The organism is Oceanimonas sp. GK1 (assembly GCF_000243075.1).
Taxonomy (GTDB): domain Bacteria; phylum Pseudomonadota; class Gammaproteobacteria; order Enterobacterales; family Aeromonadaceae; genus Oceanimonas.
The window spans coordinates 2160216-2171996 of sequence record NC_016745.1 but is presented as its reverse complement, the minus strand read 5'-3'; the positions used below and the strand labels follow the sequence as shown (position 1 = coordinate 2171996).

The window sequence follows — 11781 nt, the reverse complement described above, 5'->3', positions numbered from 1 at the left end:
GAACTATACTACCACACAGCTCAATTTGAACTTCGCAATCACTAAACTAGACCCAATCAAAAAATGCCAAGCGTAGTGAGATCCAGAGTGAACTTGACCACCTTGTTATAGCGTATATGGTACCGATGCGCTTTCTAATCCTTCAATAAGTGCCCTATTAGTTATTTCTGAGAGGCTATTAATGAAATTATTCATATCAGACTTGAACACCTCGAACCAACCTAGACCATTTAAAGCTACCTTTTTACCAATTATATAGCCGGAACCACATGCTGATTTTTTAAAGTCTGGATGGTCAAATGTGTCTGATGATACTCGGGAAACTGTAAATACCCCTGCCAGATAGGTCGTCTTTGGTGATGAACCTTCGCCACTAATAGTCCACACCCTATTTGATGATATATTTCTTACACTTTTATCAGTGTGTTTCTTAGGCTCAGACAGTCCAGAAGCAGAAAAGCCCATTTTTTCTGAGTTATGACATTGAACAAATTACGCATAGTTCTCTATTGCGCTATAACGCTCGCATTTGCGGCTGGTTTGGAGCGCAGCGGAAAAACAGTCCGACAACATGCGCTTGTTAAATCAATATGGCTTTTCTACTTTGCCAAATGTTTCCAATAGTTCTTTTCCAAATTCGCTATCAACATAGTCTGCCTGAAAACCAGCCTCACAAAGTGCCTTCTTTAGATTCGATTCTTTGATGTCTTTTTCTGAAATGTCCAAATTTATCCTTTTACATTGCTGCTTGGCGACATTAAATTCCTCTTTATACGAAGAGTAAAAGAATGTGTTTTTGGGAAAATAAAGAGCAGGATCACCTTGATATGGTTTAGTCAACATCAATGCATTATCGGAAATATCAAACCTAGATATTGAAACCTTATCTGTTACATATAAACCGATTTCGATAAATGGTGATTTATTGATTTCTATGCAACACAAAAAAGTTGTAAGTAGTTCAATTCTTACATCTGTTGCTGACTGAATTTTTCTACCTTTTTTTCTTTCGCCATGCCCGAATGAAGCATAGAGGTTACAAGCACTTGCATCATCTGGGTCGATTATTATCAAATCAATATGCTTAGTAACTCTTAAATCTTTAGCCTGCTCTAGAATTTTTGGAAATGTGACTGCTCTGTTCCACCTAGCCGTATGACCATAGTAGGAAAAGCGTTCGGTTCTATTTAGCATGGAATTAAGAAAATCTTTAATATCATGTGAGGAAATCACATTCACATCATTACTATTTAAACCACTGGGTGTTACAAACCATATAAAGCCGGAAGCAATCAAGCTTGAACCAAGTAGCGCTATTAAATTATTAATAAATGAAGGGATCGCACCTTCATAATTGCTTCCAAAGTAAATAAATGCTTTAGGTAACAAGTAATAATTAGCAACTATCATGAATACTAAAAACATTACTAGACTAACAAAGTAAACCCTTAATTTATAAGGACTTTTTATTATATCTTTAACAATCAAGGCAACCTCCGCTCTAGAAATGAAGACAATTTACCTTGTAAGAAAGAACTCTCGACAGAGGAGTTTTTAGATATAGAGCTACACATGATTTTCCGGTTTGTAATCACATTTGCACTTAACCCTACTGAGTCACCAGTTATGACTATTGATTCTGCGGGTTGGGAATTCTCTTTTCTTACACTATGGTACTGTGTCTGAGGAAATTGAAAAATATCACCTTGCTGAAAACTTAGTTTATCTACCTGATTTAAAATAACCTTATCAAGATCATGGAACGAATGCCCTGAGTAGTCTTCCAAATACCGGCATTCAAATAAATCAAAACTTTCACTGCCTTCCGAAGTTTGGTCAAGAGAATATATTGGCCACTCATATGAACCATTCAAAACTAATCCAGTCATGTCCCAAGGATGATTATGGACATCAGGAGCTTGAAATGACTCTTCAGGCCAAATGTGAAACCTAACAGAATATTTAGGTCGCTTTTCTATCAACACAACCTTTAAAAATCCGTTGTTGTGGTAATAGGATCTGCTTGCTACTTCATTAAGCTCTCTTTCATTACCTAACAAGTTGTCAATGACATTTACAAGCAAGCCTGTATTTAACAATCGAAGAAAGCTCGTTCTGCTTTCTTCGTTGTTTATCGAGAGTTTTTCAGATGCTAGAGCTTCAAGCTCAATCAGTGTCATACAGTCCCTTTAGGATTTAACATTTGTATATTGACCCAGCTAAATAAAAACAAACCGAGCCCTCTATCAAACCCAAGCTAACCATTTGATTTAAATAGATAAAATTAGCTCTCGGGCGCTTCTACAGTGCGTGAAATTGAGACTGCTCAATAACTCCGCAATCAAGTCTTGAATGCTTTCATGGACCAGTCATAACGCCATGATTTATGACCATATTGGTAGGTCACTTGCTGGCATTCGAGAACTCCGATGAGTGAAACAAAGCGCAAACCAGCTACGAGACTCAATATAACTGTATATGTATACAAGTTAGAGGTTCGTGTGACTCACCCTCAGAACACTAATGCATACGGGCAAAAGCCACGCTACCGCCCCGATCTTACTGGCGACCCGGCCTGGTGAGGCTTTGATTGTGCATCGTATTTTGCCGCAGCCGAGAAAGAATTCAAATGAAACCAACAAAAACGGCCCGCAGTGCGGGCCGTTGGCTATAAGGTGAGCCTTCAGGCAGACTCGACGCCAATCTCTTGCAGGGCCTGCACCAGGGCATCGGGCTCCTGGGCGCCGGCAATCAGGTACTGGTTGTTGATAATAAAGGCGGGTACAGAACTGACTCCGGCCTGCTGGTACGTCGCTGCCTCTTCCCGCACCAGATCGGCGTATTGATCCGAGTCCAGCACCTGCCTGGCTTTTGCCGGGTCCAGCCCCAGGGCCTGAACGCAACTCAGCAGCACAGCGTGATCAGACACATCCATCGCCTTGCCAAAATACACCTCGAATAAGGCCTGTTTCATGGCGGTTTGCCGGCCCTGCTCCCCTGCCCACTTCACCAGCCGGTGGGCATCAAAGGTATTGCAGGTTAACCGCTCCTGTATTTTCTCAAAGTTAAGGCCAAGCCCGGTGGCAATGGTCTTCATGCGCTGCTGGTTTTCCCGCATCTCCTGCTCGCTCCGCCCGTATTTTCTGGCCAGGGCAGGCAGAATGGGTTCACCTTGCCCGCTGTGATCCGGGTTCAGCTCAAATGCCTTCCACTGCACGCTGAATTCATGGTCGGGCGCCAGCCGCTCCATGGCCTGCGCCAGCCGGGCATAGCCAATGGCACACCAGGGGCAGGCAATATCGGAAACGATATCTATGTGTATCTTTTTCATAACACTCCTACAGGAATTCGCGGGTAACGCTGATGATGCGTGCGTCTACGGTGCTCTGTATCTTGTCTTCAATGCGGCTGCACAGCGATTCCACCTCCCGTCGCGAGGCCGCCACCACCACAAAGGACCATTCGCTGGCATCGTGACTATTGTGCTCGCCACTCTCGCACACGGCGACCGACGGGTTGCGCCCGAACCGTTCATGCATGCCACCCATGCGCTGGCGTTTTTCCTTTAACGAGCCACATCCCGGCAGAGAAAAGGTGATGGTCAGCATAGCGATATGCATGTTGTCCTCCTTGCTGGCGGAGTTACAGGGCCAGACAAGGATAGTGTTTCACGCTCCCTTCCCTTTGCCGGACCATGGAGACCAGAGTGAAAATACTTGCTTAGAGCAGCCCATACCGAGTGCTGCGCCCACCGCCCGGCAGGCTGTGCAAACATTCTTTTTCTACCAGATCTGCCAGATCACGTGTGGCCGTGGCCTTGCTCACCTTGGCCAGTGCCTGATATTTACGAGCGTTAATGCCGCTTTCAAACTCTTCTCCCGCGTTATCAAGCAGCCGGTTAAGTACCTTTATCTGCCGTTCACTCAGGGGCGTTTTTGCATGTCGCTGCCAGAAATGAGCCTTTTCCAGTACCCGATCAACCCGTGCCAGCGCCTGCTGCAGTGCCTCTTGCAAAGTGTCCAGAAACCAGGCCAGCCAGATGGTGATGTCCAGATTACCCTTCTGGGTTTGTTCGAGGTGGTCATAATAGCCATTACGCCGGGCCATAATGGCCGCACTCAGAGAATAAAAACGCACGGAGCGGGCCTCGGCCTGGGCCAGCGCCCTGTCGGTAACCGCTCTGGTTACCCGCCCGTTACCATCATCAAAAGGATGCAGGGTGATCAGCCATAAATGAGCAATACCGGCTCTGAGAATAGAATCCAGCTGTTCCGGCGGATGATTGAACCATTCAATAAAGGCGTTCAGTTGCTGTTCCAGCCCCTGCCTGGGCGGTGCTTCAAAATGAACTGTGGGGTTATCCATTCGGCCGGATATCACCTGCATAGGGTGTTCACCCCGCAGCTCACCAATCAAAATTCGGGAAAGAATGCTCTCACGAGGAAACAGCCGTGCCTGCCAACGACATAGCTGCTCACAAGACAATGGCTGTTCGGGCTGATGGGTGGCTTCCAGTAAAAGGGCTACCAGAGAGTCGGACTCGGGAGTAGGTCTGCCGGCCATACCGGCCTGCTCAAGCCCAAGCTGACGGGCCACCGACGAGCGAACCGATCCCACATCCAGGTGCTCACCCTCAATTTCGCTTGTGCGGATGGCATTCTGGATCAGGGCGTCCATTTCCACGGCGGAGTCGGTTTGCGCAGGGGCCACCTCAGTGCGGCCCAACAGCCTCCCCTGCAGCCAGCGGATCTCGTCAAGCCTGGGCTTAAGCGTTGCTTCATCCCAACGGAAATGAGGCCAGTCCTTATGTTGCCAGATGTACATGAGCCGAATAACCACCCTAATCGAATCAAAATATGAGCCGATTATGGCAATTAATCGGCTCACAGGGAAGTTACTCCAGCACCCGCGCCAGCTCTTCCAGAGAGGTTGGGTCGTCGATGGTGGATGGCACCACATACTGCTCGCCGTCGGCGATCTGGCGGATCACCCGTCGCAGTATTTTGCCGGAGCGTGTTTTGGGCAGCCGGTCCACGATAATCGCCTGTTTGAAACAGGCCACGGCGCCCACCTGGTCGCGCACCAGTTGCAGCAGGGCTTGCTCTATGTTGCCGTTGTGCGAGGCATAGCCGTCTTTCAGCACCACCAGCCCCAGGGGCAGCTGGCCTTTCAGCTCGTCGTGCACGCCCACCACGGCGCATTCGGCCACCGCCTCGTGGCTGCCCACAATTTCTTCCATTTCGCCGGTGGAAAGCCGGTGGCCGGCCACGTTGATCACGTCATCCATGCGCCCCATCACGAACAGGTAGCCCTCTTCATCCATATAGCCGCCGTCGCCGGACACATAAAAGCCCGGAAACTGGCTCAGATAGCCGGATTCAAAGCGGTCGTGGTTGCGCCACACCGTGGGCAAACAGCCCGGGGGCAGCGGCCGCGCAATGGCAATGTAGCCCTGCTCGCTGGGGGCTTGCTCTTCCCCCAGCTCGTTCAGCACGGTTACCTTGTAGCCGGGAACGGGCTTGGTGGCGGAGCCGGGTTTGGTGGCAAAGCGCTCCAGCCCCAGGGGGTTGGCGGCAATGGCCCAGCCGGTTTCGGTCTGCCACCAGTGATCCACCACCGGGCGGCCGGTGTGGCTCTGCACCCACTCCAGGGTGGGCGGATCCAGCCGCTCGCCGGCCATAAAGATGGTGGTGAGCTGTTCCATGGGGTAATGCTTAAGCTGCTCGCCGTTAGGGTCTTCCTTTTTAATGGCGCGGAACGCCGTGGGAGCGGAGAACAACGCCTTTACGCCGTATTCGTCGCACACCCGCCAGAAGGCACCGGGATCCGGGGTTTTCACCGGTTTGCCCTCATACATGATGGTGGTGCAGCCGTACATCAACGGCGCATACACTATGTAGGAGTGGCCCACCACCCAGCCCACGTCGGACGCGGCCCAGAACACATCGCCGGGCTTTACGTTGTAAATGGTGTTCATGCTGTAGTGCAGGGCCACCGCATGGCCGCCGTTGTCGCGCACCACCCCCTTGGGTTTGCCGGTGGTGCCAGAGGTATACAGAATGTAGAGCGGATCGGTCGCCTTTACCGGCACGCAGGGGTGAGGCTCGGCGTTTTGCATCAGCACCGCCCAGTCCTTGTCCCGCTCAAAGGGCAGCTCCGCCGGGCATTCCCGGCGCTGAAACACCACCACGTGCTCCGGCTTCCAGCGGCTGTCCATCACCGCCTTGTCCACCAGCGGCTTGTAGGGGATCACCTTGTTCACTTCCACCCCGCAGCTGGCGGTGAGCAGCACTTTGGGCTCGGCATCCTCAATGCGCACCGCCAGCTCGTGGGGCGCAAAACCGCCAAACACCACGGAATGAATGGCCCCCAGGCGGGCGCAGGCCAGCATGGCCATGGCGGCCTGGGGGATCATGGGCATGTAAATCACCACCCGGTCGCCCTTTTGCACGCCGAGCCCGGCCAGCATGCCGGCCACCTTGGCCACCTGATCCCGCAGCACCCGGTAGGTATAGCGGGCCTTTTTGCCGGTCACCGGCGAGTCGTAGATCAGGGCAGTCTGGTCCCCCCTGCCCTGCTCCACATGGTAATCCAGCGCCAGATGGGCGGTGTTCAGCTCGCCGTCGGCAAACCAGCGTTCAATGCCGTGTTCGTCCGTGCTTAATATGGTTTGCGGAAAGGTAAACCAGTCCAGCTGTTCGGCCTGCTGCTTCCAGAAGGTTTCCGGCGAGCTGGCCGCCAAATCAAATGCCTGCTGATAGGTAAACATGGTGTTTGCTCCTGACATTGCTTGTCCTTAAGCGCCGCGGGCGCATGGGGGGTTATGCAAACGGCACGCGCACGGCTCCTTCCATTAAAATGCGCGCGCTGCGGCTCATGGTGACCTTTTCCACTTCCCAGCCCTGCTCGGTGTGGCGGGCTTCAGCTCCCACTTTCAGCGTGCCGGACGGATGACCAAAAGTGACCGAGGTTTTTTCGCCACCGCCGGCGGCCAGGTTGACCAGAGTGCCGGGCACACAGGCGGCGGCGGCAATGGCCACGGCGGCGGTACCCATCATGGCGTGGTGCAGCTTGCCCATGGAAAGCGCCCGCACCAGCACATCAATGTCGGTTTGCTCCACGGTTTTGCCGCTGGAGGCCACATAGGCCGCCGGCCCCGCCACAAAGGCCACCTTGGGCGTGTGCTGGCGGCTGGCTGCCTCTTCCGGTGACTTAATCAAGCCCATGGTTACCGCGCCATGGGCGCGAATGCGCTCAAACAGGGCCAGGGTGTCGGCATTGCCGTTAATGTCGCCCTGCAGCTCGGTGCCGGTAAAGCCAATGGCTTGTGCGTTGATAAAAATGGTAGGAATGCCGGCGTTGATGAGTGTGGCTTCCAGCACGCCGAGGCCGGGCACTTCCAGCCGGTCAATCAGGTTACCGGTGGGGAACATGGCCCCCTCGCCCGGTGCCATAAAATCCACTCGAATTTCGGCGGCGGGAAAGGTCACGCCGTCCAGTTCAAAGTCGCCGGTTTCCTGCACTTCGCCGTTGCGTATCGGCACATGCACCACCAGGGTTTTGCCAATGTTGGCCTGCCATACCCGCACCGCCACCACCCCGTTGTGGGGCATGCGCTCGGGCGGAATCAAGCCGGCATGAATGGCAAAGGGACCAACGGCGGCGGACAGGTTGCCGCAGTTGCCGCTCCAGTCCACCAAGGGCTGGTCAATGGACACCTGGCCGAACAGGTAGTCCACATCGTGATCGGGCTGTTGGCTTTGGGAGACAACCACCGCCTTGCTGGTGCTGGAGGTGGCCCCGCCCATGCCGTCGGTGTGCTTGCCGTAAGGATCCGGGCTGCCGATCACCCGCAGCAATAACTTGTCTCTGGCCTCACCGGGCACTTGCGCCGCCGGCGGCAGATCGGCCAGGTTGAAAAACACCCCCTTGCTGGTGCCGCCACGCATGTAGGTGGCGGGTATTTTCAGCTGGGGCGGGAAATCATTGGTTGCCATGGTTTGTTCCTTTTAACCGGCCAGAAAATCCTGGGCGAAGCGCTGCAGCACGCCGCCGGCGCTGTACACATTCAGCTCGTCGGCGGTGTCCAGCCGGCAGCGCACGGGCACTTGCTGCTGCTCGCCATTGGTGCGGGTGATGACCAGCGTCAATTCGGCACCGGGCTGAATGTGGCCCTGCACGTCATAAAGCTCGGTGCCGTCAAGATCCAGGCTGTGGCGGTTGGTGCCGGCCATAAATTCCAGCGGCAGCACCCCCATGCCCACCAGGTTGGTGCGGTGAATGCGCTCAAAGCCTTCGGCGACAATGGCTTCCACCCCCGCCAGGCGCACCCCCTTGGCGGCCCAGTCCCGGGACGAGCCCTGGCCGTAGTCCGCCCCGGCAATGATGATCAGCGGCTGCTTACGGTTCATGTAGGTTTCTATCGCCTCCCACATGCGGGTGACCTTGCCGTCCGGCTCAATGCGCGCCAGCGATCCCTGCACCACCTCGCCGTTGTCCCGCACCATTTCGTTAAACAGCTTGGGGTTGGCCAGGGTTGCCCGCTGGGCGGTGAGGTGATCGCCGCGATGGGTGGCGTAGGAGTTAAAGTCTTCCTCCGGCACCCCCATGCGGGCCAGGTATTCCCCCGCCGCGCTTGAACGCAAAATGGCATTGGACGGCGACAAATGATCGGTGGTGATGTTGTCCCCCAGAATGGCCAGCGGCCGCATGCCGGTGAGGCTGCACTTTCCGGCCAGGGCCCCTTCCCAGTAGGGCGGGCGGCGAATGTAGGTGCTGTTTGGCCGCCAGTCATACAGCGGCCGGGGGCTTTGGGCGGCGTCATTCAGTTTGAACATTTGAATGTACACTTCCTTGAACTGCTCGGGCTTGACGTATTGCGCCACCACCGCATCGATTTCTTCGTCGCTGGGCCAGAGATCCTTCAGGTAAATCGGCTTGCCGCTGGCGTCTGCTCCAAGCGCGTCGCGCTCGATGTCAAAGCGAATGGAGCCTGCCAGGGCATAGGCCACCACCAGCGGCGGCGAGGCCAGAAACGCCTGCCGGGCATAAGGGTGAATGCGGCCGTCGAAGTTGCGGTTACCCGAGAGCACCGCCGTGGTGTAGAGGTCGCGCTCGATGATCTCTTGCTGAATGCTGGGGTCGAGCGCCCCACTCATGCCGTTACAGGTGGTGCAGGCATAACCCACAATACCAAAACCCAGTTGCTCCAGCTCCGCCAGCAGGCCGGCTTCCTCCAGATACAATTTTGCCACCTTGGAGCCGGGGGCGAAGGAGGTTTTCACCCAGGGCCGGCGCGTTAACCCCAATGCATTGGCCTTTTTGGCCAGCAGCCCCGCCGCCACCACGTTGCGGGGGTTGCTGGTGTTGGTGCAGGAGGTAATGGCGGCGATGATCACGGCCCCGTCCGGCAGCTTGCCCGGCTCTTGCTGCCAGGGGCCGGCAATGCCGCGCTCAGTAAGTGCCGAGGTAGGCAGCCGCCGGTGCGGGTTCGACGGCCCCGCCATGTTGCGGGTTACCGCGCCAATATCAAACTCCAGCACCCGTTCATACTCGGCGGCGCGCAGGTCATCCGCCCACAGCCCGGTGTGGCGGGCGTAGGCTTCCACCAGTTTTACCTGCTCGTCGTCGCGGCCAGTGAGTTTCAGGTAGTTGATGGTCTGCTCATCGATGTAAAACAGGCCGGCGGTGGCGCCGTATTCCGGGGTCATGTTGGAAATGGTGGCCCTATCGCCAATGGTGAGGTGTTGAGTGCCTTCCCCAAAGAATTCCAGCCAGGCCGACACTACCCGCTGCTCCCGCAAAAACTCGGTGAGCGCCAGCACAATGTCGGTGGCGGTAATACCGGGCCGGCGGCGACCGGTGAGCTTGACGCCGACGATGTCGGGCAGGCGCATCATGGAAGGCCGGCCCAGCATCACGGTTTCGGCTTCCAGCCCGCCCACGCCAATGGCAATCACCCCCAGCGCATCCACATGGGGGGTGTGGCTGTCGGTGCCCACACAGGTGTCGGGAAAGGCCACGCCCTGTTGTACCTGCACCACCGGCGACATTTTCTCGAGGTTTATCTGGTGCATGATGCCGTTGCCGGCAGGGATCACACTCACATTCTCAAAGGCGGTTTTGCACCATTCAATAAAGTGAAAGCGGTCTTGGTTGCGCCTGTCTTCAATGGCGCGGTTTTTGTCAAAGGCATCCGGCTCAAAACCGGCGTGCTCCACCGCCAGCGAGTGGTCCACTATGAGCTGGGTTTGCACCACCGGGTTGACCCGGGCCGGATCCCCACCTTGAGCGGCAATGGCGTCCCGCAGGCCGGCCAGGTCCACCAGTGCGGTTTGGCCCAGAATGTCGTGGCACACCACCCGGGCCGGATACCAGGGAAAGTCGAGATCCCGCCTGCGCTCAATCAGCTGCTTGAGGCTGTCGGTGAGATGCTCGGGCTCGCAGCGGCGCACCAGCTGCTCCGCCAGCACCCGTGAAGCATAGGGCAGCCGTGCATAGGCACCGGGGGCGATGGCGTTGACCGCTTCCCGCGCATCAAAAAATTCAAGGTCCGTGCCGGGCAGCGGCTTGCGGTATTGGCTATTCATGGCACTCCTCACTGGCGCTCATTGATGGGCAGCCAGGCTTGCGGCTCGGGGCCGATGTAGTCGGCGCTGGGGCGAATGATGCGGTTGTTGGCGCGCTGCTCAAACACATGGGCGGCCCAGCCGGTGACCCGGCTCATCACAAAGATGGGGGTAAACAGCTTGGTGGGGATGCCCATAAAGTGATAGGCGGAGGCGTGAAAGAAGTCGGCGTTGCAAAACAGGTTTTTCTCCCGCTTCATCACCGCTTCTACCCGCTCCGACACCGCATAGAGATGAGTGTCGCCCACGTCCTCGGATAGCCGCTTCGCCCATTCCTTGATCAGGGCGTTGCGCGGGTCGGACTCGCGGTAAATGGCGTGGCCAAAGCCCATGATCTTTTCCTTGTTGGCCAGCATTTGCAGTATGCCGGCTTCGGCCTCGTCGGGGGTCTGCCAGCGTTCAATCATTTCCATCGCCGCCTCGTTGGCGCCGCCGTGCAGCGGGCCGCGCAGGCTGCCAATGGCGGCGGTAATACAGGAGTGCAGGTCGGAGAGCGTGGAGGCGCACACCCGGGCGGTGAAGGTGGAGGCGTTGAACTCGTGTTCGGCATAGAGCACCAGGGAGCAGTGCATCACCTTTTTATGCAGCTCGCTTGGCGCCTTGCCGGTGAGCATTTCCAAAAAATAGCCGCCGATGCTGTCCTGCTCCGGGCAGGTGGTGTCGATGCGCACGCCGTCGTGGCTGTAGCAATACCAGTAGCAGATGATGGCCGGCAGCATGGCCAGCAGGGTGTCGGTTTTGTCGCCCTGCTCGGCAAAGTCCCGCTCCTGATCCAGATTGCCCAGCATGGAGCAGCCGGTGCGCATCACATCCATGGGGTGGGCGTCGGCAGGAATTTCTTCCAGCACCCGGCACAGCGCCGGCGGCAGCCCACGGCGGGCCTTGAGGCTGTGTTTGTAGTCATTCAGCTCGGCCTGGGTAGGCAGCTTGCCCTTCAGCAACAAATACGCCACCTCCTCAAATTCGGCATGGTGGGCCAGGTCGGTAATGTCATAGCCCCGGTAGGTCAGCCCGGTACCGCTCTTGCCCACGGTGCACAGGGCCGTGGTGCCGGCACTTTGGCCTCGCAGGCCGGCGCCTGCCAGTGGTTTGTCATCCTTTTGCTTGTCGGCTACGGCGATCGCAGTCATGGCACTCTCCTTGTTATGTTTTG

The 11781-nt window shown here is 55.9% G+C and carries 9 protein-coding genes; all 9 read right to left on the bottom strand.

Annotated elements, in window-relative coordinates; translation table 11 throughout:
- Positions 1-585: 585 nt before the first annotated feature.
- On the bottom strand, positions 586-1488 hold the full coding sequence (locus GU3_RS17090) for a hypothetical protein (protein ID WP_148265894.1): 903 nt from the start codon (positions 1486-1488) through the stop codon (positions 586-588).
- Positions 1485-2180 (bottom strand): hypothetical protein, encoded by a 696-nt coding sequence (locus GU3_RS17085; RefSeq protein ID WP_148265893.1) that lies wholly within the window; start codon positions 2178-2180, stop codon positions 1485-1487. The genes GU3_RS17090 and GU3_RS17085 overlap by 4 nt, the downstream gene beginning before the upstream one ends.
- Positions 2181-2683: 503 nt before the next feature.
- Positions 2684-3331: a DsbA family oxidoreductase gene (locus GU3_RS10250; protein ID WP_014292467.1), complete on the bottom strand. Its 648-nt coding sequence runs from the start codon at positions 3329-3331 to the stop codon at positions 2684-2686.
- 7 nt (positions 3332-3338) lie between these two features.
- Entirely contained in the window at positions 3339-3620 is a 282-nt protein-coding gene (locus GU3_RS10245; protein ID WP_014292466.1) for a DUF503 domain-containing protein, read from the bottom strand.
- Between the two features lie 100 nt (positions 3621-3720).
- Positions 3721-4887: a Fic family protein gene (locus GU3_RS10240; RefSeq protein ID WP_237711133.1), complete on the bottom strand. Its 1167-nt coding sequence runs from the start codon at positions 4885-4887 to the stop codon at positions 3721-3723.
- A gap of 7 nt (positions 4888-4894) precedes the next feature.
- Positions 4895-6769 carry a propionyl-CoA synthetase gene (locus GU3_RS10235; RefSeq protein WP_014292464.1) on the bottom strand — a complete coding sequence of 625 codons (1875 nt, stop codon included), beginning with the start codon at positions 6767-6769 and terminating at the stop codon, positions 4895-4897.
- A gap of 52 nt (positions 6770-6821) precedes the next feature.
- Positions 6822-7997, bottom strand: coding sequence for a 2-methylaconitate cis-trans isomerase PrpF (prpF, locus tag GU3_RS10230; protein WP_014292463.1), 1176 nt, complete (start codon positions 7995-7997; stop codon positions 6822-6824).
- 12 nt (positions 7998-8009) lie between these two features.
- Positions 8010-10589 (bottom strand): Fe/S-dependent 2-methylisocitrate dehydratase AcnD, encoded by a 2580-nt coding sequence (gene acnD / locus GU3_RS10225; protein ID WP_014292462.1) that lies wholly within the window; start codon positions 10587-10589, stop codon positions 8010-8012.
- Positions 10590-10597: 8 nt separating this feature from the next.
- Positions 10598-11758 (bottom strand): 2-methylcitrate synthase, encoded by a 1161-nt coding sequence (prpC, locus tag GU3_RS10220; RefSeq protein ID WP_014292461.1) that lies wholly within the window; start codon positions 11756-11758, stop codon positions 10598-10600.
- Between the last annotated feature and the right edge of the window lie 23 nt (positions 11759-11781).

What these genes read in the sequence shown, in the direction of transcription:
- GU3_RS17085 (WP_148265893.1), bottom strand. Translation starts at nt 2,180, where the DNA reads ATGACACTGATTGAGCTTGAAGCTCTAGCATCTGAAAAACTCTCGATA.
- GU3_RS10250 (WP_014292467.1), bottom strand. Translation starts at nt 3,331, where the DNA reads ATGAAAAAGATACACATAGATATCGTTTCCGATATTGCCTGCCCCTGG.
- GU3_RS10245 (WP_014292466.1), bottom strand. Translation starts at nt 3,620, where the DNA reads ATGCATATCGCTATGCTGACCATCACCTTTTCTCTGCCGGGATGTGGC.
- GU3_RS10235 (WP_014292464.1), bottom strand. Translation starts at nt 6,769, where the DNA reads ATGTTTACCTATCAGCAGGCATTTGATTTGGCGGCCAGCTCGCCGGAA.
- prpF (WP_014292463.1), bottom strand. Translation starts at nt 7,997, where the DNA reads ATGGCAACCAATGATTTCCCGCCCCAGCTGAAAATACCCGCCACCTAC.
- acnD (WP_014292462.1), bottom strand. Translation starts at nt 10,589, where the DNA reads ATGAATAGCCAATACCGCAAGCCGCTGCCCGGCACGGACCTTGAATTT.
- prpC (WP_014292461.1), bottom strand. Translation starts at nt 11,758, where the DNA reads ATGACTGCGATCGCCGTAGCCGACAAGCAAAAGGATGACAAACCACTG.